At 38.5% G+C, this 23,205-nt stretch carries 24 protein-coding genes and 1 tRNA gene; 8 read left to right on the forward strand and 17 right to left on the reverse strand.

Annotated elements, in window-relative coordinates; genetic code table 11:
- Window positions 1-9 precede the first annotated feature (9 nt).
- Entirely contained in the window at window positions 10-1,032 is a 1,023-nt protein-coding gene (gene ruvB / locus A9970_RS05235; protein ID WP_153848511.1) for a Holliday junction branch migration DNA helicase RuvB, read from the forward strand.
- A gap of 20 nt (window positions 1,033-1,052) precedes the next feature.
- On the opposite strand, the gene A9970_RS05240 is transcribed toward ruvB, so the two are convergent.
- The 3 genes from A9970_RS05240 to A9970_RS05250 all read right to left on the reverse strand — a co-directional run bounded on the left by A9970_RS05240 (window position 1,053) and on the right by A9970_RS05250 (window position 5,601).
- Complete coding sequence (locus A9970_RS05240; RefSeq protein WP_182981567.1) at window positions 1,053-1,595, reverse strand: hypothetical protein; 543 nt, start codon at window positions 1,593-1,595, stop codon at window positions 1,053-1,055.
- A gap of 7 nt (window positions 1,596-1,602) precedes the next feature.
- Complete coding sequence (locus A9970_RS05245) at window positions 1,603-4,089, reverse strand: DPP IV N-terminal domain-containing protein (RefSeq protein ID WP_182981568.1); 2,487 nt, start codon at window positions 4,087-4,089, stop codon at window positions 1,603-1,605.
- A gap of 87 nt (window positions 4,090-4,176) precedes the next feature.
- Complete coding sequence (locus A9970_RS05250) at window positions 4,177-5,601, reverse strand: ATP-dependent RecD-like DNA helicase (RefSeq protein WP_182981569.1); 1,425 nt, start codon at window positions 5,599-5,601, stop codon at window positions 4,177-4,179.
- An 85-nt stretch (window positions 5,602-5,686) separates the two neighbouring features.
- On the opposite strand from A9970_RS05250, the gene A9970_RS05255 reads away from it, so the two are divergent.
- From A9970_RS05255 to coaD, 3 genes are read left to right on the forward strand one after another with little or no spacing between them, the layout of a single operon-like run.
- The gene (locus A9970_RS05255; RefSeq protein ID WP_182981570.1) at window positions 5,687-6,484 is read left to right on the forward strand and encodes a DUF3822 family protein; all 798 of its coding nucleotides are present in this window, start codon (window positions 5,687-5,689) and stop codon (window positions 6,482-6,484) included.
- A complete protein-coding gene (gene rsmD / locus A9970_RS05260; protein WP_153848506.1) occupies window positions 6,475-7,014 on the forward strand; it encodes a 16S rRNA (guanine(966)-N(2))-methyltransferase RsmD in 540 nt (179 codons plus the stop codon). Before A9970_RS05255 ends, rsmD begins: the two co-directional genes overlap by 10 nt.
- 1 nt (window position 7,015) lies before the next feature.
- Complete coding sequence (gene coaD, locus A9970_RS05265; protein ID WP_182981571.1) at window positions 7,016-7,492, forward strand: pantetheine-phosphate adenylyltransferase; 477 nt, start codon at window positions 7,016-7,018, stop codon at window positions 7,490-7,492.
- Window positions 7,493-7,735: 243 nt separating this feature from the next.
- Here the strand turns inward: coaD and A9970_RS05270 are convergent, their stop codons facing one another.
- The gene (locus A9970_RS05270; RefSeq protein WP_182981572.1) at window positions 7,736-8,689 is read right to left on the reverse strand and encodes an aldo/keto reductase; all 954 of its coding nucleotides are present in this window, start codon (window positions 8,687-8,689) and stop codon (window positions 7,736-7,738) included.
- A gap of 182 nt (window positions 8,690-8,871) precedes the next feature.
- Here A9970_RS05270 and A9970_RS05275 point away from each other — a divergent pair.
- Window positions 8,872-8,951 (forward strand) — tRNA-Leu (locus tag A9970_RS05275).
- 211 nt (window positions 8,952-9,162) lie between these two features.
- On the opposite strand, the gene A9970_RS05280 is transcribed toward A9970_RS05275, so the two are convergent.
- The 10 genes from A9970_RS05280 to A9970_RS05325 form a co-directional block, all read right to left on the reverse strand.
- Complete coding sequence (locus A9970_RS05280; protein ID WP_075992600.1) at window positions 9,163-9,582, reverse strand: c-type cytochrome; 420 nt, start codon at window positions 9,580-9,582, stop codon at window positions 9,163-9,165.
- A gap of 91 nt (window positions 9,583-9,673) precedes the next feature.
- Window positions 9,674-10,060 (reverse strand): hypothetical protein, encoded by a 387-nt coding sequence (locus A9970_RS05285; protein ID WP_088161542.1) that lies wholly within the window; start codon window positions 10,058-10,060, stop codon window positions 9,674-9,676.
- Window positions 10,061-10,103: 43 nt separating this feature from the next.
- Complete coding sequence (locus A9970_RS05290; protein ID WP_153848503.1) at window positions 10,104-10,760, reverse strand: DUF1345 domain-containing protein; 657 nt, start codon at window positions 10,758-10,760, stop codon at window positions 10,104-10,106.
- 11 nt (window positions 10,761-10,771) lie between these two features.
- Complete coding sequence (locus A9970_RS05295; RefSeq protein ID WP_182981573.1) at window positions 10,772-11,584, reverse strand: hypothetical protein; 813 nt, start codon at window positions 11,582-11,584, stop codon at window positions 10,772-10,774.
- Between the two features lie 58 nt (window positions 11,585-11,642).
- The gene (locus tag A9970_RS05300) at window positions 11,643-12,632 is read right to left on the reverse strand and encodes an LLM class flavin-dependent oxidoreductase (RefSeq protein WP_182981574.1); all 990 of its coding nucleotides are present in this window, start codon (window positions 12,630-12,632) and stop codon (window positions 11,643-11,645) included.
- Between the two features lie 46 nt (window positions 12,633-12,678).
- Entirely contained in the window at window positions 12,679-13,866 is a 1,188-nt protein-coding gene (locus tag A9970_RS05305) for a THUMP-like domain-containing protein (protein ID WP_182981575.1), read from the reverse strand.
- Window positions 13,867-15,129, reverse strand: coding sequence for an aspartate kinase (locus A9970_RS05310; RefSeq protein ID WP_153848499.1), 1,263 nt, complete (start codon window positions 15,127-15,129; stop codon window positions 13,867-13,869).
- A 23-nt stretch (window positions 15,130-15,152) separates the two neighbouring features.
- The gene (locus A9970_RS05315; protein ID WP_220801519.1) at window positions 15,153-15,944 is read right to left on the reverse strand and encodes a DUF3298 and DUF4163 domain-containing protein; all 792 of its coding nucleotides are present in this window, start codon (window positions 15,942-15,944) and stop codon (window positions 15,153-15,155) included.
- Between the two features lie 21 nt (window positions 15,945-15,965).
- Window positions 15,966-16,418, reverse strand: coding sequence for a GNAT family N-acetyltransferase (locus tag A9970_RS05320; protein WP_153848497.1), 453 nt, complete (start codon window positions 16,416-16,418; stop codon window positions 15,966-15,968).
- Window positions 16,411-17,103: a YggS family pyridoxal phosphate-dependent enzyme gene (locus A9970_RS05325; RefSeq protein WP_182981577.1), complete on the reverse strand. Its 693-nt coding sequence runs from the start codon at window positions 17,101-17,103 to the stop codon at window positions 16,411-16,413. The genes A9970_RS05320 and A9970_RS05325 overlap by 8 nt, the downstream gene beginning before the upstream one ends.
- 73 nt (window positions 17,104-17,176) lie before the next feature.
- Here A9970_RS05325 and A9970_RS05330 point away from each other — a divergent pair, with 73 nt between their 5' ends.
- From A9970_RS05330 to A9970_RS05340, 3 genes are all read left to right on the forward strand, one after another.
- Window positions 17,177-17,947 carry a DUF4296 domain-containing protein gene (locus A9970_RS05330; protein ID WP_182981578.1) on the forward strand — a complete coding sequence of 257 codons (771 nt, stop codon included), beginning with the start codon at window positions 17,177-17,179 and terminating at the stop codon, window positions 17,945-17,947.
- 21 nt (window positions 17,948-17,968) lie between these two features.
- The gene (locus A9970_RS05335; protein ID WP_182981579.1) at window positions 17,969-20,338 is read left to right on the forward strand and encodes an endonuclease MutS2; all 2,370 of its coding nucleotides are present in this window, start codon (window positions 17,969-17,971) and stop codon (window positions 20,336-20,338) included.
- Window positions 20,339-20,401: 63 nt separating this feature from the next.
- Window positions 20,402-21,058 carry an MgtC/SapB family protein gene (locus tag A9970_RS05340; protein WP_182981580.1) on the forward strand — a complete coding sequence of 219 codons (657 nt, stop codon included), beginning with the start codon at window positions 20,402-20,404 and terminating at the stop codon, window positions 21,056-21,058.
- Window positions 21,059-21,086: 28 nt separating this feature from the next.
- Here the strand turns inward: A9970_RS05340 and A9970_RS05345 are convergent, their stop codons facing one another.
- The 3 genes from A9970_RS05345 to gdhA all read right to left on the reverse strand — a co-directional run bounded on the left by A9970_RS05345 (window position 21,087) and on the right by gdhA (window position 23,109).
- Entirely contained in the window at window positions 21,087-21,422 is a 336-nt protein-coding gene (locus tag A9970_RS05345) for a hypothetical protein (RefSeq protein WP_231585243.1), read from the reverse strand.
- A 7-nt stretch (window positions 21,423-21,429) separates the two neighbouring features.
- Window positions 21,430-21,675: a hypothetical protein gene (locus A9970_RS05350; protein ID WP_153848492.1), complete on the reverse strand. Its 246-nt coding sequence runs from the start codon at window positions 21,673-21,675 to the stop codon at window positions 21,430-21,432.
- 102 nt (window positions 21,676-21,777) lie between these two features.
- A complete protein-coding gene (gdhA, locus tag A9970_RS05355) occupies window positions 21,778-23,109 on the reverse strand; it encodes an NADP-specific glutamate dehydrogenase (protein WP_153848491.1) in 1,332 nt (443 codons plus the stop codon).
- Window positions 23,110-23,205: the final 96 nt, after the last annotated feature.

Consider the following 23,205-nt stretch of genomic DNA (forward strand, 5'->3'; position numbering starts at 1 on the left):
ATTGCCACAATGAACGAGAATTTAGATCCAAATCCAGAACGTCTGAGCAATACAGATCGTGATATTGAACGGGCCTTACGGCCTCAGGCTTTTGAAGATTTTACGGGACAGGCTAAAATATTAGAAAACCTCAATATTTTTGTGAAGGCAGCTAGACTGAGAGGAGAGGCGCTGGATCACGTTTTGCTGCATGGCCCCCCAGGCTTAGGAAAGACGACCTTATCCCATATTATTGCTAATGAGATGGGGGTTGGTATCAAAATTACTTCGGGACCTGTATTGGATAAACCAGGTGATTTAGCAGGATTATTGACAAATCTCGAAGAAGGAGATGTCTTGTTTATCGATGAGATCCACCGTTTAAGCCCTTTAGTAGAGGAATATCTCTATTCGGCAATGGAAGATTTCAAAATTGACATTATGCTGGAAACGGGACCAAACGCACGGTCTGTTCAGATTTCCCTGAATCCGTTTACCTTGATAGGGGCAACAACCCGCTCAGGTCTTTTGACAGCCCCCTTGCGTGCACGTTTTGGAATTAATTCACGCTTACAATATTATGATGCAAAACTGCTGACAACTATTGTGCTGCGCTCGGCTCATATCTTAAACACACCGATTTCTGATGAAGGCGCCTATGAGATTGCACGAAGGAGCAGAGGGACGCCCCGGATAGCCAATGCTTTACTGCGTCGTACACGGGATTTTGCACAGATAAAGGGCAATGGGAGCATCGATAAAGAAATAGCGAAGTATGCTTTGCATGCGCTTAATGTGGATGAAAATGGTTTAGACGAGATGGACAATAAAATCTTAACGACCATTATCGACAAATTCAAAGGTGGTCCTGTAGGATTAAAAACCATAGCCACAGCAGTTGGGGAGGATGAAGGTACGATTGAGGAAGTCTATGAACCCTTTCTGATTCAAGAAGGATATATTATGCGGACGTCAAGGGGACGCGAATGTACCGAGGCTGCTTATAAGCATTTGGGCCGTGTCAACCTCTCGAAAGGAAATACACTGTTTTAAGCGCGAGTGAAAAGTATATTTTAATTTTTCTGCTGAATAATTTTATTAGTCCGGCTCAATAAAGCTGGACTAGGTTTTGTCCGTTGAAAATAGCTTATCTGGGCCTGCAATTCCTCATATACCCAAGGGTGCTTCTTTCGCAAGTTATTTAATATGTCCAGGCAGTTGACCAGTACAGCGACAGGACATGTAGGTTCAATCATCCATTGGAAGGAATGCTCGATAATTTCTTCTTCTATCTCATTTTGAAGCGTATATTCTTTGTTTTTTTTCGACGTCAAAAATAGCAGAATTTTAGTGTAGCTTCTAAGGCAGCTCCAGTTCTTTTGTTTTTTTAACTTGTCCAAGAACTGTGGGAGAACAGATTTTAGCAACGTTGTATTCCTTAAAACGATGGTTTCAAATACCCAGGCGGCGCGAAAGGCAATCTTTTTGTCCTTCTCTAAGGAGATGTTCAGCAGATCGGCCAGGGTTATTCCTTGAAGAATATCCAAAGAAAAATCCGTTACCTCGAAAGATCTCAAGGTAACGGATAAAAATGCTAATTTTTCATCGTAGGTCATGTAACCGTTATTTTTGTGGTTTTTCTCGATTCATTTCAGTCATGTCAACTTCGTTCATCTTGGAATCACCCAACAGATATTGGCTAAAGTAATCGCCCATTTTCCAAAAGAAATACTCAGTCATATCGCCAAAGCCATGTCTTTGTCCAGGTAATAGCAGGAAATCAAATCTTTTGTTAGCCTTTATCAATGCGTCTACCATTCGAATGGAATTTGCCGGGTGTACATTATTGTCAATATCGCCGGTAGCGATAAGTAGTCTACCTTTTAGGTTTTTTGCGAGCTCCGTATTTTTATTGATTTGGTAGGAGAATGTTGTATCGCCTTTAGCGGATACTTTTTCTGTTACCCCATGATGGCGCTCACTCCACCAACGGTTGTAAATCTGATTTTCATGGTTTCCAGCACCAGATACCGCAACTTTAAAGAAATCAGGGTAAACAAGCATTGCGGCTGTAGACATAAATCCACCTCCAGAGTGGCCAGTTATACCAACGCGGTTAATGTCGATGTATTTATAACGATCTGCAAGCTGTTCTGCAGCGACTTTTTTATCTTCCAAACCATAGTCACGCAGATTGCCATAGCCATAGGTATGATACCATTGTGAACGTGAAGGATGTCCGCCACGGTTGCCGACTGTGATGACGATAAAGCCAAACTGAGCTAGCCTGTCGATTCTGTCCATGCTTCTTCCAAAGGATTTATTTACAGCCTCGGTTTGGGGTCCGGGATATACATATTCCACAATGGGGTAAGTTCTGGTACTGTCAAAGTCAAATGGTTTATACATGACCCCATAAAGATCCGTGGTGCCATCTCCAGCTTTTACTTTAAAAGGTTCCGGGAATTTGTACCCCGCAGCAAATAGTAAGGATAGATCTGTCTTTTCCAGTGTCATTACTTTCTGTCCATTGCTATTGTATAAGACAGATTCAGGAGTCGTGTTTACTCTAGAGGAATTATTGACAAAGTATCGGGAAGATTCGCTCATTTCCACTTGGTGATCAAAGTTTCCTGAGTTTAATAATTTAATTCCGGAGCCATTTGTATTTACACTGTACTGATGTAGATAATAGGGGTCTTCGTTTTTCTCACGACCCGATGCTGTAAAGTATAGTGTTCCTGAAGCAGGATCTAAACCGGTAATTTCCTCTGTATGAAAGGCACCTTTTGTAATTTGATTAATCAATTTTCCATTCGTGTCGTAAAGGTAGTAGTGGCCCCAGCCATCTCTTTCTGACCAATGGACTAATTGCTTTTTGTTTTCGATAAGGAATGGTTTTTGAACATCCAAATATACATTGGAACGCTCCTGGATAATATTGTTTACCGTACCATTTATATTGACTTTTAGGAGATCAATCCGTTTGAGGTCACGGCTAGCGCGTGAAATGTAAAACTCTTCGTTATTGCCTAACCAGTAGTTGATAAAATAATCCTCCTTATAAGAATTTTTATCCGGAGTTTTTGTCCAGGTAGAGATGGTCTGATTTTTAAACGCGGATATATTGATGCGGCGTGGAGATTTTGCTGCTGCATCGAAGATATAAAGTTCAGTTTCCGTCGAATCGACTTCGCCCGGCATTTGGTATTTATAGGTTTCAAGTGTCGGCCTGGCTGAGCCAACATTATTGATTACCCATAAGGGTTTTAGAGAACGGTTGTCCTTTCTGGTCAAGGTAAAGTAACGTCCATCCGGCGACCAGTTGATCCATACTCGTTTACGTTTTGGGTCATTGTCTTTGTCTTTTTCCTCACCTGTAGTTGTGCTGTATTCATCACCGCCCCAAGCATAATACTGTACACCGTCTTTTGTTATCTGGTGCTCTACAATGGTGCTGTCTTTTTCATTCTTTACCGCTTTAAGATAGTTGGATTTATCCATCCAATACAAATTGTAATCTTTCGCAAAATAGACCGTATTGGTGTCAGGGGAGAATGTCGCCCAGCCCAATGGTGATTTTACTTTTGTTGAGTCACTGATTTCAACGACAGATTGTGCTGCTAAGTCATATTCCAGATAAAATAGTTTCTTTTTGGTCGTATCGGACTTATTCTTGAGCTTTTGTATTTCATCTTTGGATTTCACCGTATCTTTGGTACTCTGAACCTGAAACCTTAATTTTTTCTCATCTTTGGTAAATCGAAGCCCCTGTAATTCCAGATGCTGGGCATCTACAGGATTTTTAACGATTTTAGTAATCTGAGCGGCGATGTTTTCATTATTGAAAAGAAGTTCTTTCTTTTTCAGCGCAGGGTTTACAATGTACCAGTTTCTTCCCTGTGGACTTGCGTAATCATACCAAAAGCGATCGGAAAAATTGATCCAATTTGGTTTAATGCTAGTCGAAAAAATCATTTTCTTTAATTTTTCAGGGGAGAATTTTGCAGCCAACTGATAATTGGGCTTTATAGGCGCTTCCTTCGCCTGTTGTGCAGTGCTAACATAGGGCAATAAGCTCGCCGCTAAGATTAAGTAGTACTTATGCATTAATAATATAGATAATTGTATAATAATGGTTCCGAAAGTAAAAATATCTATTATTAGGTTCTTTTGCGAATGATTCGTGTAATAATCCTATGATGGATAGAAGTTTTCATTGAAATTGACCAGAAAAAGTTCCTTTGTTGCCCGGGTGACCCCAGTGTATAGCCATCTTAAAAATTCAAGATCCAACATGTCATCGTTTATATAACCCTGGTCGACAAATACGATTGGCCACTGGCCGCCTTGTGCTTTATGGCAGGTAATTGCAAATGCAAATTTAATCTGAAGCGCATTATAATAAGGATCTTTTTTAATTGCTTCGAGCCTGTCCTTCTTATCCATGATGTCGGCATAATCCAAGGCAATCTCTTCGTAGAGTGCTTTTTGGGTTTCATAGGGCAGATTGGGACTGTCTGTATAAAGGCTGTCTAGGATAACGCGGCAGGTGATGGGTTCTATTTCGTCAATGTCTACAAATTCAAGTGTGACATCTGCAAATCGAAATCCATGCTGATCGTGAATATTACTTACTTTTCGGACTTTCGCCATATCGCCATTTGCAATAAATCCATCGCCCATGTTGTTTTCCTGCAGCCAGAAGTAGTTGTTTTTTACAACCATAATATAATCTCCGCCAGTGAGCTCCTCGTCCCGGAACAAAATCCTGTTCCTTATATTCTGATTGTATAAATTTGCTGATCGATTAGAACGGCAGATAATCATTGTATTTTCGAGCCCATATTTGTCATATGCATAGTTTATTCCCTCGATTAACCGTTCACCTGTCATCCTGTAAAGGTCTTTAAATCCATTTGTTATGAATTTTGGAAAGAGGAAGTCATTTTGATCTTCCTCTGCCGAGGTTATTTCTTCGCGTATTTTGGTTGCATTATACAATATACCGGAGTCTTTGGATTGGCGGACAACCGTGGTTAGCTCAAAAGGATAAACGCAAAGATGGAATTCACTTTCGAGATAGCTTGGGTTTAAGGCAGGACTATCCAAGAGTCCCACTGGAGGTAATTGAGCCGTATCTCCAACAAATAATAGGGTACAGTTCTTCCCTGATTGCACATAACGGATCAAGTCGTCCAAAAGGCTTGCCGAAAATGCATTCACAGACGCATTGGAGATCATTGAGGCTTCATCGATGATAAATAAAGTGTCTTCATGCAGGTTCTCCGCCAAGGTGAAATCCAGTTGGAATGAAACAGCAGATTTTTTACGGTATATTTTCTTGTGGATCGTCAGTGCCTTGCGTCCCGAATAATAGGTGATCACTTTTGCAGCCCTTCCTGTTGGCGCGAGCAGAACAGCTTTTTTTCGCAATGCAGGTAGCACTTTAACTAGCGCAGAAATTAACGTTGTTTTTCCCGTACCCGCGTATCCTTTAAGTACAAAGCAGGATTGCTTGTCAAAAGCGAGTAGAAATTCTTGCAATAATTCGAAAGCCTCCAACTGCTGTTCGGTGGCTTGCCAAGGGAATTGCTGTATTAACAGATTTTTGATGAACACCCTCAAAGTTATTTAAAAGGTTTGTCTTATCCTCTAGAAAAAGCTATTTTTGCTCTAAGAAGTTTTAATTTTTACAATTCAGCGAATGAATTATATTTCAAAACAATTTAATATTCATTATTTACCGGAATACAATCTTTTGGTCAAGGCTGGCTTTCAGAAGGATGTCTTGGCGGTGGTTGATAAAAAGTCGATCGTACCGATTTTGATCGAGTATCCGTCTGAGGAGCCAATTTTGGATGCCACACGAATTATGAGCCTTCCGTTTCGGTTTGTCCGCGTTGTGATACCACATCAAACTTTTACGTTTATTCCAAAAGAATTTTTTCTGAGCGAAAACATCAGCGATTACCTACAGTTTTTAGGTACAACTGATCTTGAAAATACATTTAGCTATTCTTTAGATAATCTTAATTTAGTTGCTGTATATCAGTTTGATGGACTTTTATTGAATAGATGGAAGCGGTTGTTTCCTGATGCTGTTATACTTCCAGAATTTGCGGTTGTACTTGACCGTGCACAGGAGCGTGTATCCATTAGGGGGAGTGTGTTGGGGTTTCATTTTGTAGCTGACAATACAGTTGATTTTTATCTGTTTAAAAATGGTGTTTTCCAGCTTTATAATAGTTTTGAAATTCATAATCTAGATGATATCAGCTACTATGTGCTTAATATTTTAACACAATTCAATCTAGGGGACTCCATCAATAAAGTGCTCCTTTCAGGAGAAATTCCAAATGAATCCTATTATAAACGTATCTCTACTTATGCGGGTGATATCGAAATATTGGATTTGAAGACAAAAGTCGTATTGGCGGATAGCGAGATCGAGTCAAATTTGGCTCCATATAATGTATTGTTTGATTCTATACTATGCGAATAATCGGAGGTCGTTTAGGTGGTTTAAGGCTGAACCCACCGACCAATTTACCTGTGAGGCCAACCACGGATATCGCTAAGGAAGCGCTGTTTAATATTTTACAGAATCGACTGGATTTTGATCGTTTAAAGTGTCTGGATCTTTTTGCAGGAACAGGGAATATTAGTTTTGAGCTCGCATCACGGGATGTGGAATCAGTAGATGCAATAGATCTTCATTTCAAATGCGTGCAATATATTAATGATACGGCCGGGAAGATGAAACTGGAGCAAATTAAAGCAAGGAAAGCCGATGTATTTAAGTTTATTGCCAGCTGTAAGAATACTTATGATTTTATTTTTGCAGACCCACCTTATGATATTCCCAAATTGCCACAATTGCCAAAATTAATTTTTGAACAAGAATTGTTACATGAACATGGGCTTCTTGTTGTTGAGCATCCGTCAACAAGACAGATGGAAGATCATCCAAATTTTATAGAAACTAGAAAATACGGGTATTCATCATTTTCCTTTTACGCTAAGACTATCTAATATGAAAATTGCTGTTTTTCCGGGCTCTTTTGATCCCTTTACTTTAGCTCATCAAGATCTTGTTGAGAGAGCAATGCCGCTATTTGATAAAATTATTATTGCCGTGGGCTATAACGCCAATAAAAAAGGAATGTTAGATCACGACGAGCGGGTAGATTCAATTAGCCGTGTTTTTAAGGACGTAAGTAGGCTTGAGGTGCATAAATATAAAGGTCTTACAGTAGATTTCTGTAAGCAAGTTAAAGCGCGTTTTATATTGCGTGGGCTCCGAAATACTAATGATTTTGAATTTGAAAACGCTGTTGCTCAAAATAATTTATTGCTCAATAATGATGTTGAAAGCTATTTTTTAATGAGTAGATCTGGAAAGGCTCATATTTCTTCATCCATTGTTAGAGACGTATGGTTTAATGGAGGAGATATCAGTGCAATGGTGCCTGTTTCCATTCTATCTTTGTTGAATGAAAAGATAAGATAAGTCACCTGAGTAAAGTCAACGAGGTATTAACAAAAATGGCTAACAGAATATTATTTTGTTAGCCATTTTTTATATTTGAAAAACAAGAACTTATATTCGTTATCTAACTAATATGTTTTCTTAAATTAAGGTCATTTCACTTTCTTGTATGCTGTGTGGCCAAATATTATTTGGTAATGCAATTGAAGTGTTTTTAATACTATTATTTTCAGTGTGTTAAATTGTTTTTCCCTTGTTTTTAGTCTAGTAAGAGCTTGCTTTGTCCAAGAGAAAACACTCTTCCGGTGTCAGCTTAATTTCTACAGCTCTGCTGAGCTCCTCGAGCTGTTGGATACTGGTTGCACTTACAATAGGCGCCGTAACTGAGGGCCTGTGTAAATTCCAGGCTAAGGCAATAGCTGACATACTAGCTTGTTGTGTGTGTGCTATCTCAGCCAACACATCTAAAATGCGCAGGCCGCGCGCGTTAAACCTGTCTTTTAATGCATCGTGACGCTTAGTCTCTTTGATGTCATCAATAGAGCGGTATTTGCCCGACAGGAAGCCACTGGCAAGTGAATAGTAACTGATTACGCCCAGATGATTATCAACGGCCAATTGTTCATACTGCTCTTCGTATTTCATACGGTCGTAAAGGTTATATTCAGGCTGGATAGCGATATAATATGGTAAATTGTGGTCTTCGGCTATTTGGAGGGATTCTGAAATACGTTCTGGACTTAGGTTTGAAGCACCGATCCATTTTATTTTTCCAGTCTGGATCAGGTGATGATAAGCCTCCAGTGTTTCATCGATTCCAGTTGTCAGATCATCGTGATGAGATTGATAAAGATCGATTGTGTCTACGTTCAACCGAAGGAGTGAATCTTCCACAGATTTAATAATATACTCTTTTTTAAGATTAGGTTTACTATTGTCTATTCGACGTCCGCCGACTTTTGTTGCAATCTGAATTTTATCGCGAATATCTCTTTTGCTGATCCATTTGCCAATAATTGTTTCTGATTCGGACCCACTGTGCCCCGGGACCCAATGTGAATAGTTGTTGGATGTATCAATAAGACTGAATCCCATATCGATAAAAGCATCTAACAGGGCGAAAGACTGTTTCTCATCGACGGTCCAGCCAAATACATTTCCACCAAAGACAAGAGGTTTGAATTCAATTTCACTGTTTCCGAGTTTTACTTTTTCCATGATCATTTGATTGTTTCCTGATTAAAATTACGTAAAAAAGGCCATTTTCAATCAATTGATAGGGCAGTGAAAAGTTTTTTTAAAATTTTCTCATTCATTTTCAGTGAGTTTTAAAAATGCGCGTTATGGTGATTTGGAATAATAAAAACTTTGCTTACTTTTGCATCATCCCAAACGGATATGCCCGGATGGCGGAATTGGTAGACGCGCTGGTCTCAAACACCAGTGGGAAACCGTGCCGGTTCGACTCCGGCTCCGGGTACTAAAGCTTCTCAATAGAGAAGCTTTTTTTATTTACTTACTTACTCACTGCTTTTTATGCTTAGCTTAAGGTAGTTTTGCGTGGTTTCTTATTCATTTCCAAAACTAACGGCCTCATTCTTCTGCTTTTCAGCTTTCTCCATTAAAATGTATTAGAAATAAAAAACACCATAATACAGCGTATTATGGTGTTACAAGAATATGTGGTTTGATTAGTTTTTTGCCAAGACCATTTCTGGTTCTTCTTTTCCGCCATGACAGGTTTTACAGGAAATAGCTTTGGCAGGCGAGCTATCCCAGCTACGATTAAAATACTTTTTGTTTATCTTTTGGGTCATCTTAATCATCGCTCGTCCAATTTCTTTTTTGTGGTTATCGTCACTTGCAAAATCCATTTTTTTAGGATCCTCTTTCGATGGGGCGTGACAGAAACCACATTTTACGCCCAAAGCGACATTAAATTCCTTCATGGTGGAAATCAATTCATCGTGGGAGATATTCTTGGGAAGAACTTTTAGATTGGTCGGTTTTGGTTCTTCTTTAGGTTTTTCCTGTTGGAAGCTAAATGCACTCAAAGCAAGGGCGATAGCAAACACCGATGCAATTGCACCTAATTTATTTATTTTTTTCATTTCTCTTTTCCTTTATGCTTACCTAAATATAGGGAGAAAGCGATAATTTTCAAACAGAAAATGAAGTTAATATGACAATTTAGATTGATTATTATTTACGTACTGCATCCGTAACGTTCCAGCTTTGACTATTGGACTGATAGTTAATTGTCAGCATTTTCCCCTCAATCGTCACGTTTTTTAAGCCGGTGGTGTCGGAAGAGACCCAGGTACTATCATTTGTTTTATTTAATACAAAGTCTGTAATATTAGGAATGCCTGTATAAAATTCAATTTTATAGGTGTTTCCGCTCACTTGTAAAACACGTATCAAACGATTATCCCGATCCACATCCAATGAATTATCCTGATATTGAACACGGCCTATAAAACTGCCGGAAGCCCCTGCAGATCCGTCCCCTGTGTTATCTTTTTTTGCACATGAGGTGATTAGAATAATAGATAAACTGAGCGCAGCTAAGGGGATGAACAATTTCATGTGTGTAATTTTTGCTCTAAAATAAGACTTTTTGATCGAAAACTCAATTGATTAATCCAGAAATGATGTTAATAGTCAATGCAACGACAAACGTATTTAAAGCAAAGGAGAGGAGGCCGTGAAATAATGCTACTCTTCTTATTTTTTTTGAAGAGACTCCCACATCAGATACTTGAAAGGTACAGCCCATTACAAATGAAAAATAAGCAAAATCCAAATAATCTGGCTGATCATCTCCTGGAAACTCCAGTCCAGTTCCACCTGCATTATGTTCGTAGTATAGGCGTGCGTAATGAAAGGTATATATGGTATGAACCAATATCCATGAGGCCAACATGGCTAGCATACAAATAATGATAATGTAAGCATCATTCAGCTGTTTATCCTTACTTGATATAATAATCATTAATACTGAAATAAAACAGCCTATGGTCACTAAAATAATAAAAAGGGATACGAAGAGACGACTACCATCTTCTTGCTGTGCTTTTCGAGCAATTGTAGAAATAGGTGTGGTGTAGAATATATACCAAGATATAAAAACGTAGGAAAGACAAAAACCAAACCAGCATAACATTAAATTGAGCAAGGGGATGGTTTTAATGGGAGAGATGAAGTAGATCAATAAAAAAATACAGACCGAAATCAGTGCTCTATGAATGGATTGCATTCGATGTAGGTAATAGTTTATTTTTCCCATTTCACGTTCTATTAACAATCAAACTGTTCTTCTGCATCAAAAATCAGTGGGTTGCCATGATTTGAAAGCAACAGCAATAGCGCCTCTTCCTCATAATTTTTTGGATTGGAAAAAATAAAATCGAGAGCGCCATCCCGGTCAATATCTCCAACAAATAATGTCTTCATAAACACATGGTCATATTGATCTACCTGGAAAAGTGTCTTTTCTTTATTTCCATTAGTTGCACTATAGTTGAGTCTATAATTGGCAACCTCATGAAATACTTTCTCGTGACCATTTTCGTCAGTTTGCACTTCAGTGGATTTAATATCTCCTAGTGCTTTGAGGTTTACTTTTTGGTTCTTAAAAGTATACTGGACGGATTCTTTTGGCCAAATCTCGGACTGATTTATTTTAACATGTTCTATAAGACCGGGCTTAAGGCCGCTAAATTTCAGGAATAACAAAGAATTTCTTCGTGATTCGACACTTTTAGAAGGCACTTGAGCACAATCATCAAAACCATCTTTAATTACATAATCCGCCTTTGCCAAATAGTATTGGCCATTTTCTTCGTAAATATCATACCAATCTTTATTTAAGACAGCCGTTGGATCTTCCTTTTCCCAGATACGGTAACTACGAACAAGGAAAATCTGACCTTTTGAAGGATCTGCTTTTGGGTAAATAGAAGATGTTGTGTCTTCGACAGTCGATATCGTTAGACTGTCTGATACATTTTTTGAGTCAGGTCGATCTTGCTGTTGTTTTGTTGTATGGTTGGTGCATGCCTGCAGGGAGAGCAAACCCAATATTAGGCTGAGGGGGAAAAAAACATTCATATACGGTGAATTTTGTTTAAATATATAAAATTCACCGTATATAAAGTAGCTTGGATCCTTAAGTGAGTATTTCTTTCAACAATGACAACGAGTGGAGACACTTTTCATCATCAAAGATATAGGAAGTGGCCATGATCTCGTCCACTTTGTGATCGTTTACGAATTTTTCTATTTCTGGAAGAATTTTAGTGCCATCGCCAATAAATGCACAGGAAGCCATACTTTGCACGGCTTGCTCTATAGCTGGAATGCCTTTATAGATAACTTCTTGAGTAGGCTCTGAAAGTGGCCTTCTGGTATTTGTCACAATACCAGCAAATAGATTATAGAAACTGGTTGCCAAAAAATTGGCTTCTTCGGTACTATCGGCAGCAATAACATTGACACAAGAGATGAAATATGGCTTTTCCAATGCATTAGAAGGAACAAAATTTTGATGATAGATCATGCTTGCTGAGGCAAACTGAGCTGGAGCAAAATGCGTTGCAAAAGCATAAGGAAGACCTAGACTAGCGGCTAAATAGGCACTATCGGTACTTGACCCGAGGATATAAAGTGGAATATCCAGTCCTTCTCCTGGAAAGGCACGTACTTTTGCGTCATAGTTGTCTGCACTGAAGTAGCGCTGTAAGTCTTTTACCTCTTGTGGAAATTGAAAGGCTGTATTCAAGTTGTTTCTACGTAAAGCCATTGCGGTCAATTGATCAGTGCCTGGTGCACGTCCTAAACCTAGGTCAATACGCCCTGGAAATAAGGTTTCTAAGGTTCCAAATTGCTCTGCGATGACTAAAGGAGCGTGATTTGGCAACATGATCCCACCAGAACCCACGCGAATAGAACTGGTATTTGATGCGATATGTTGTATTAGGAGTGAAGTTGCTGAACTGGCAATATATTCCATATTATGATGTTCGGCCACCCATATTCTTTTAAAATCTAATTTTTCTACATGTCGGGCAATTTTTACGGTGCGAGCCAACGCGCTCGCTGTATGCTCCCCTTTTTTGATCGGAGCTAAATCCAATGCTGATAATGCTATTTTATCCATACATTAAAATTACGGAGAAGATTTTCGACAATTGTAATGAAAATGTCTATTCTAGCATTCGCTGTGTATGTATGACACTAAATTGATCATTTAGGATTGTCGTAAAAAAAGAAAAGGAGTCCCCAGCATCCTTGATTTTAAATTTCTTTTTAATCTCTTCTGTTTTGAGTGGGAAATTTTTGGCAATGATCCCTGATTGCAATGATTTCTTGTTTTTCTTGAAATCAGAAAAGGATTCTACCTGTTTTACGATAAATGTTTTACCAGGAAAGTTTTCGATCTTTTGATCGGAAGTGTAGAGATGCGTGTTTTTATGAAGTTTTTTAATGTCAAATAATTGGCCAACCGTTTTAAAGGCCCCAGCTTTGGAGAGAGCAACATCTGGTTCATATAAATAGGATAGTGGTTCGCTATATTCATTTACGAGAGCGCGCTCACTTTCATAGGTGAAGGAGATAACTTGTTGCTGTCCGTGATATAATCTGACGGCATGAACGACGGCGGCACCTTCATGATCTTTTTCTTGCACGAAAATAAGCTCTTTGCAGTCATTTTGTGAGGATACAACATAAACATCTTTCACATGTCTCAGCTGTTGTATGGCAGAAGAGATATCCAATAGTGGTGCAAGTTTGCTGATGATGGTGTTGCTGCGCTGAAAAAAGTCATCCTGCAATTGCACTAAATTAGGTTCACATTCATCCAATAAAAAGACCTTTTTGTTTTGAACTCTTCTCGAAGGATCTAAATAGATGTAATCAAATTGTTTGATTGGATCATTGAGAATATAATCGACACCGTTAGCGGCAATGATCTGAAGGTTATCCGCTTTTAATACAGCGGCATTATGCTTTGTGATCGCTGCCAAATCAGGATTTAGCTCGCAAGACGTAACCTGTGCAGCCTGTTTTGAGAAATAAAAGCTATCTACGCCAAAGCCACTGGTGGCATCAATTAAGCTTGTACCTTTTTTAATCAGTGAACTTTTGAATACTGCCGTTGTTTCCGAAGAACATTGCTCCAAGTTAAGCTTGGCAGGAAAATAGATTCCTGGCGTTTCCGCCCATAAGGGAATTTTTGTGCTAGCCCGTTGTCTTCCGTCGAGTTGTGCGGCAAGCTCGGAAGACGATATTCCTTCAAAAGGAGATTTTTTTAATGCAATTTTAGTAGGGGACTCAAGTGCGTTTTTATCTAAAAACTGTTGAATCTCCTCTTGAAGGATCAATGTATTCATTTATATTTTCTTTACGAGAAGCTGACAGGTATATGTATCCTTTAATTCACTAATAACTTGCTTATCAACCAAAACGCGATCAATTGTTTCTTGATTGTAATAACGAATTGTAATAAGCTCGAGTCCGGATTCATATTTGACTTTGAATCTTTGCTCCAGCTCATTGATTAAGTCCACCAGATTTTTTCCAGTATCATCTACTGCAACGGTGAAATTGATAGCTGTGTTGTGCATCATATTGATTTTGATACGATGCTCGTAGAATAGATTGAAGATATCTCTTAAATTATCTTCCACGATAAAAGAGAAGTCCCTTGGAGAGATGGAAATAAAAATTTGATTTACCTTGAATATGAAAGAAGGAACAGGTAAGGTTTGATTCGTACTTTTTATCATAGTACCCGGAGAATCGGGGTCGACAAAGGAACGTACGTTCAATGCGATTTTCTTATTCTGTAATGGTTTGATGGTTTTAGGGTGAATGACCGTTGCACCATAATAGGTAAGTTCGATGGCATCCGTATAGGATAACTCGGGAATTAGCTCGGTTTTCTCAAACCATTTTGGATCGGCATTAAGTACACCCGGAACGTCTTTCCAAATCGTTACATTTTCGGCATTTAGGCAGGAAGCAAAGATCGCCGCCGAATAGTCGGAGCCTTCACGACCCAAAGTAGTTGTGAAATTTTCAGAGGTAGAGCCCAAAAAACCTTGCGTAATCACGATATATTCGTCAAGTATTGCAGGCAGCTCCGTGCGAATTTTTTCTTCAGTTTTATTCCAGTCTACAACTGCTTCGCGATACGTATTGTCTGTGAATATATAATCACGTGCATCGAGCCATTTTACCTTTTCACCGATAAAAGCAACATAAGCTGCCACGATCTTTGTCGAGATAAGTTCACCCATCGATACAATTTGATCGAAAAGATAGTCATATGAATCTTGAGGTTCCTCCTCTAAAATCCACTCGATCTCCACAAAGCAGTTAGAAATTTCATCAAATATAGGGTGTTCAGCCTCAGGAAATAATTCTCGAAGGATATGAAAGTGAAATTCTTTGGCCTCTTCCAATGTCTGAAATTGGTTGCCAGTATTGTTAAAATATTCTTTGGTCAATTTTTCTAGAAGGTTAGTTGTCTTTCCCATCGCTGATATGACAACTAACAAGGCTTCGCCCTTGTATTTTGAAATAATCCGCGCTGAATTTCTGACACTTTCTGCATCCTTTACTGATGCGCCCCCAAATTTAAAAACCTGCATTTATTTATTAGTTTAGTTGATTGCTAATTGATACTATTTATATAATGTAATCCTTTGTCCGAAATCAAATGTTTGAATGTCGTGTAGGGAATACGTAATTCTGTATTTCCCTCCGCATAGGATTTGATCTCATATACGTTATAATAAAATAGAATATCGTCCTTTTCAAACGTAAAATTATCTGCGAGCGAAAACTTACCATCTTCAAAAAAATACTTTCCACTTAAAGAATCGTCCGTGCTTAACCCTTCTTGTTTGCGGAAATATTGCTCAGCGATTTTGACAAATTTATCTTTATTCTCTTTCTGAATAATGTCATCAATCATAATCTGTTTGTTTGACTGTCTATCGAAGTTTGAATAAAGGGTAAAGTGGTCACCATGCGCACCGCCCGTGTATTCATCCTGCTTTGTCCTTAGCCCCAGAAAAACAGGAGTATTGGCAATCACATCGACCTTTAGATCCCGGTTCCAGGTTGAAGTGGATTTGCCGTTATTATCCTCCACATATTCATTATAAGAATTAATAAAACGATGGGCGGCCTCCTGCATACTTGTGTCGCCTTCGAGATGAACAATAGTGGTGATAAGTTCATTAATATTATCTTCTTGAAAAACAGGGTATTTTGCGCGAAAATACGTTGTATCCAGTCGATCATCTTCTTTTAGAAAATAATTGCTATGCTCATCTATGCTTTTTTGACTATAGGAGAGTGTGTCTGTGGGCTGTGTCGCTATAGCGGCCTTTTTGTGGTCATTGCAAGCGGACAGCAAACAGCTGATAACTAATACTATTAAAGAAAAGTAAAATCGCATTGAATAGATTATCTCTGTTATTTAATAAGTGATTGACACATTGATCCATTCGGCATCAAAGTTTGCTTTATATTTTTCATAAAACTTTATAGCGGGCTCATTCCAATCGAGGACTTGCCATACCATGCCATGGAATCCACATTGTTTACCGTAAGCTAAAGTTTTATCAAAAAGCAGTTTTCCTATCCCCAGACCTCGCATTCTTTCGGTGACAATCAGATCCTCCAAATAGAGTCTTCTGCCTTTCCACGTCGAATATCGGACATAATATAATGAAATTCCGACAATTTCGCTATCCACTTCAGCAACAAATGCGCCCCAAACGGGATTCTTTCCAAAGCCTGCATCTTTAAATTCTTCAAGTGATACTGTGACTTCGTCTGGTGCTTTTTCAAAAATAGCCAATTCTTTAATCAGCTCGAGCATTTGTGGGCAATCATTGTCAATTGCCTCTCGTATGGTTGCTTTAATCATTGTTTTTGAAGTGTTTGATTACTCTTTTACCAAATATTGTGCTTCCGATACGTACCATTGTTGAACCTTCTTCAATCGCCAGCTTATAGTCTGAAGACATCCCCATGGAGAGAATATTGAAATACTCTTCCTTCCGATAAAAACTTGCCTTAATCCCATCGAATAACATTTTTAACTCATAGAATTCAGCTTTAATGACTTTTTCTTTATCCGTATTGGATGCTATGCCCATTAAGCCACAAATTCGAATATTTTTTAATTCTAGAAACTCGTCGTCGCGAAGAAGCTCAACTAGCTCAGCATGGTCGAAACCAAATTTTGTTTCTTCTTCTGCAATATATACCTGCAACAAACAGTCGATTGTACGCTTCGCTTTCTGAGCATGTTTGTTAATCTCTTTTAATAATTTTAATGAATCAACTGACGCAATTAAGCTGATGAATGGTGTAATATATTTAACCTTATTTGTTTGAAGGTGACCAATCATATGCCACTGAATATCTTTAGGTAAAAGCTCTGCTTTTTCAACTAATTCTTGAACATGATTTTCACCAAAGATACGTTGTCCTGCCTCATAGGCTTCCAAGATGTCCGAATTGGATTTTGTTTTTGAAACTGCTACAAGTTGTACCCCAACAGCCTCGGTTTCCAATCTTAACGTTTCTAAATTATTAGCAATACTCATTTCCGATATAGTTTTGATGATGTAAAAAGTGCCAAATGTCGGTGCTTTTTGTAAATTTGTACAAAACTACGAAATGCTACGATTAATACTGAATCTACTTGCAGTGATTTTTTTATTTGGTTCTTGTGTCGGAACTGGGGGGAAAGATATTATCTCTCAAAGTAAGTTTGTGGATGCATTGACAGAAATTCAGCTGACAGACTCTTATCTTAATATTTTACCCATTGATAGTGCACGTAAAGTGATGTTGCCATTGTATCAAGTGACCTTTGATAAATATGGATTGGATTCGATTTCTTTTCGAAAGAATTTAGACTATTATGGTAAGGATGCTGAAGTGATGTCTGCGATTTATAAAAAAGTGGAGGATAATTTAACGAAGGAGAATAAGATTTACGCAGATATAGAACGTAAAAAACAAGATTCAATTCGAACGCGCGATTCAATACAGAATATGCGTATTCAAGATAGCACCAATCGCGTTATACGTGCACAGCAGGCTTATCAGGAACGAATTGCAGCCCTTATCCATTATCTGCCAAATAAGACGAAATTCAACTTTAGAGAAGCTTCTTCCTTGTTTAATACAAGCTTTCAGACAAAGACTGGTATAAGCTTGAACGGCTATCTAATGAACCAATTGTCGGTTGGTAATTCAAATTTACCAATTGAATCACCTTCTCCACAGAAAGATACAGCTTCCAAACTGAAAACACCTGGTACTTCAGTCAAGGATACTGTTGTGACACAAAAGCGTGTGGAGCCACAATTACCAACAAATGAATTGGAAAAAAGACCAATTCTTACGCCGCCGCAACATATCAAGCCGCCGACGAAACTTTAACCATCAAAGAATATAATTTCTATGGTATATCCAATAAATGCAATTGATAAACTCGGATTTTCCGAGATAAAAGATAAAATAAAACAAAAATGCTTAAGCGAGTCGGGGCGTGAGCTAGTTGAAAAAATTCAACCTCAAACCCGGTTTGACCAAATCGACCGATTTCTAAGACAGACCAGCGAGTTTAAGGATCTTCTAATGAATGATGGCGCATTTCCGGTTGAAAATTTCTTTCCGCTTAGATCCATTATTGAGAAGGCTCGGGTAGAGGGAGCATTTTTATTCGAGGATGAATTCTTTCGGGTGTTATTATCCCTCAAGACTGTTTACGCGATTATTCGTTATTTTAATGAACGGGAAGGACTCTATCCCAATCTAGAAATATTGTTTGAACATTTACCGATCGAAAAGGGGATTATTCGCGATATCGAAATGGTCATTGATGAACGTGGAAAGCTTAAAAATAATGCTTCCCGATTACTATTGGAAATAACCCAACAGATTCAACGAGCAGAACATGAGGCACTTAAACGTATCAATAGTATCTTTAAGAGCGCACAGGACAGTGGCTGGACAGCGGACGGGAATCTGACGATACGGGATGGAAGGCTCTGTATTCCTATTCTTGCGGAAAATAAAAGAAAGCTCAAAGGTTTGATTCATGATGAGTCAGCTACGGGACAAACAGCTTATATAGAACCTGAAGAAGTATTTCAGTTAAACAATAAGATTAGGGATTTAGAGTTTGAACGTAGACGTGAGGTCATCCGTATTTTAGTGGAGCTAACGGACAAGGTCCGACCACATATTCCGCTATTGCTTTCCTATCATAGCCTATTGACCAAAGTAGATTTTGTGCGCGCGAAAGCACTTTTTGCCTTGGATATTGAGGCGGAGATGCCCGAGTTATCGAAGGAGGCCGAGATTAATTTGGTCAATGGTCGACACCCGCTTCTATTGCTGAATCAGCATCATACTGTTGTTCCGTTGAATATTCAAATCGATAATATTCAACGCATTATTGTTGTCTCAGGGCCAAATGCGGGAGGGAAATCTGTATGTATGAAAACGGTTGGTCTGTTGCAAATCATGGTGCAATCGGGCTTATTAATACCAGCGGAACCGACAAGTAAAGTCGGTGTTTTTAAGCAAATATTTGCAGATATAGGCGATGATCAATCCATTGAGAGTGATTTAAGTACCTACAGTGCACATCTGTCCAAGATGAAATATTTTACAGAATTTGCAAACGGGCGTACTTTGGTACTGATCGATGAGTTTGGAACAGGTACTGACCCTTTGTTTGGCGGACCTATTGCTGAGGCTGTATTGGAATCACTTAGCAAAAAACAAATTAGGGGAGTTGTGACAACACACTATTCAAATCTTAAAGTATTTGCTAGTAACACGACGGGTTTGGAAAATGCTTCAATGTTATTTGACAATCGCGAAATGAAACCGATGTATATCCTTCAAATTGGCAAACCAGGAAGCTCTTATGCTTTCGAAATCGCGCAGAAAATAGGATTAGGTAAGGATATTTTGGAATCTGCTAAAAGTAAAATTGGTGTTCAACAGAAGAAGGTAGATACACTATTGATCGATCTTGAACGAGAAAAGAAAGAGGTGTTTGATACAAAAGTTGCTATTAATAAGCGCGAGAAGGAACTGGAGTCAATTAAATCGGAGTATTTGGAATTGCAAAGTTATTTGGAAGAAAATAAGCGCGTGATTTTGAAGAAGGCGAAAGAGGAAGCACAGCAGATTATTAAAAGTTCGAATAAGTTAATCGAAAATACGGTAGCACAGATCAAATCTGCAAAAGCGGACAAAGAGAAAACACGTGAGTTGCGCAGCAATTTGGATCAGGCACTTCAAGCTGTTCTCCCCAAAGAGCAAAAACCAGCAAAGCAAATCGTCAAAGAGAAAATGCCTGAATCCACCGTATTAAATATTGGGGATTGGGTACAGATTATAGATAATGGTGCTGAAGCGCAGATTGTCGAAATTGCAAAGAACAACCTTATTCTTGCCATGGGTGAATTGCGTACTGTTCAAAAGCGAAAGAATGTGATTAAACTCGAAGGTCGGGAAGGGAAGAAGTCTGCAAAAAGCCTATCAAAATCACTGTCTTCTGGTAGTGTAGCTGATTTTAAACCAGAACTTGATTTAAGAGGCATGCGCACAGAAGACGCACTGAATGAATTAGAACGTGTTCTGGATCGGGCTGTCATGATAGGTTATCCATCTTTAAAAATTATTCATGGTAAAGGTGATGGTATTTTGCGCAAATTTATTCGCGACTACCTTCGTAAGTATAGCCATGTAAGCCGTTTTGAGGACGAGCATCAGGATCGTGGGGGCGATGGTATAACTTACGCTTATCTATAGCCTAAATTGCATGGAGCTCCGAACATTCGGAGCTCCATGTTTCATCTTTCTGCAAAGTTTAGTATGGAGAATATTATTAACTTTTTGACTAGTGAGCCTTTGTTAAACGCTATCACTTCAATTTTGTGTGGCAGTTTAATTGGTTTTGAACGTGAGTATAGGAATAAATCTGCTGGATTTCGAACGGTAGTGCTTATTTGTTTCGGTTCGGCAATGTTTACTATTGTCTCCTGTTTGTTTATTGGAAATAGTACGGATCGCGTCGCTGCAAATATTGTGACTGGTATAGGTTTTATTGGCGCTGGTGTGATCTTTAAAGGCAAGCTATCGGTCAGTGGTCTCACAACGGCGGCCGTTATTTGGGCGACAGCTGGTATTGGCATGTTTGACGAATTGGGGCAACTGGTTTATGCCATTTCCTTTGCTGTCTTTATGGTGGTAATACTCGCACTTTTTCAGCGGATCGAAATTCTTCTGGCTCGTTATTACCTAATCCGTTCTCTACACGTGAAATTTAGTTCCAATGAGTTTTATCACTTACATGAGTTTGAACAGTTGGCATTGGATTTTAAGATTAAAGCTACCAGGCGTGTTATTGAAAAGATCAATGGTAAGTTGGAGGTAATGTATGATATTTCTGGCAAAATGAACGATCTAGATCGTTTTAACCAACAATTGGCAGGTTCATTAGTTATAGATGAGTTTTACTATAACAAATAAACACATCTATAACTAATCTCAGTATAGCTTAGGTCGTTTCTTTACCTCCAAAAGTAATCAAAACCATACCTGAAATAATGACAAACATACCCAATACTTGCTGCCAGCTCAATGAACTTTTAAAATATAGCGCCATCGCTAACTGGACGGTCAAAAATGTACCGCCAGAACATAAGGCAATTACGATAGGTTGAGAGACATTTTTAAATAACTGTACAAGAAACCAACTTGCCGATAAAAGAATAATGTTTCCAATAATTAAAGTTGTCCATTTATACTTTGGATGTATCCCGCCAAGTTTAAACAGGATCGATGAAATTATTTGGCAGGCCCAAAATGCCACAAAATAGATATAGTTCAGCATGGATTTTTTATTCGTATCTACTGTAAGCACTGTTAAAAGATTGGCGCATCGATGCGAATTGATCGATCACACTTTTTAGAAATTCTTCGTCGAGTAAATCAAAGACCCCATTTACACCGCCAATTATATCCATTTCTGCAATTTTATAGGATTGTTCTAAGTTTCCTTGCTCGAATTTAATAATGAATTTTTGATTCATACCAAAAATTGAAATCTTGCAATCGGGATGGGGGAGTTCAGCTATTAATCTCATGTAAATTTCGTGTTTTTTAAAATTAGCATAAAAATATAAAAAAACGCCCAAATGCAATGCATTTGAGCGCTCAGGATTATGATATGATTAGAAAAAGGCGTGTTATACGATACCTTGTGCTTTCATCGCGTTAGCGACTTTTATAAAACCACCAATATTGGCACCTTTCAAATAATTAACGAATCCACTGTCTTGGCCATATTTCAAACAAGTTTCGTGAATGCTTTCCATAATAGTTTTTAAGCGGTTGTCAACTTCTTCTGTACACCATTGTGTACGGATTGAGTTTTGAGACATTTCCAGGCCACTGACAGCAACACCACCAGCATTCGCAGCTTTACCAGGAGCAAAACTGATTTTTGCGTCTAGAAAAACTTTAATAGCTTCTGCAGTAGAAGGCATATTAGCACCTTCAGCTACGCAGATACAACCATTTGCTACAAGCGCTTTAGCATCCGATTCTTCTAATTCATTTTGTGTTGCACATGGTAATGCGATATCACATTTAAATTGCCAAGGCTTTTGACCAGGTAAGAACTGGGCATTCGGATAACGTGCGGGATATTGATCGAGGTTTCTTCCCAAAGTAGCCCCAAATGCCATTTTTTCAGCATCAAAACCATCAGGATCATAAAGTGTACCCAAACTATTTGAAACTGTAATTACTTTGGCGCCAAGTTGAACGGCTTTTTCAACAGCGTAAAAGGCTACGTTGCCAGCACCAGATACTGTCGCTACTTTACCTTGTAAAGATTTTCCTTGATATTTGAATATACAGTCAACAAAATATAGAAGCCCATAACCAGTAGCTTCAGGACGAATATATGATCCACCCCATAATTCACCTTTACCCGTTAGAACCCCTGTAAAATTGTTTTGAAGTCGTTTAAATTGACCGAATAAGAAGCCTATTTCACGTCCACCAACGCCAATATCTCCCGCAGGAACATCTGTATCTGCGCCAATATGACGATAAAGTTCAGTCATAAAGCTTTGACAAAAACGCATAATTTCATTATCTGTTTTACCTTTAGGATCAAAATCAGAGCCCCCTTTACCACCACCAATTGGCAGTCCTGTTAAGCTGTTTTTAAATACTTGCTCAAAAGCGAGGAATTTTAAAATACTTTGGTTAACAGAAGGAGCGAAGCGGAGACCGCCTTTATATGGACCGATTGAACTGTTCATTTGAACACGATAACCACGGTTTACCTGTACCTGGTGGTTATCGTCCAACCAAGTTACACGGAAGGATATAATCCGCTCTGGTTCAGTCAGTCTTTCAAGAATCTTTTGGTCGAAAAATTCAGGATGGTTTTCGGTAATATAAGGAAATAAATCCTCGGTAACTTCTTTTACAGCTTGTAAGAATTCTGGTTCATTTGGATTGCGTTTCTCAACGATTGAGATGAACTCGTTAAAATTTTTTGACATGTTTTAATTAGTAAAATTTCCCTTTGGCTGGCACTAATTTATGTATTTTTTAATGAAAAACCAATATTTGTTAATTATTTACAAATATTAATCTGT

Origin of the sequence: Sphingobacterium sp. UME9 (genome assembly GCF_014170215.1) — a bacterium.
Lineage (GTDB): Bacteria > Bacteroidota > Bacteroidia > Sphingobacteriales > Sphingobacteriaceae > Sphingobacterium > Sphingobacterium paramultivorum.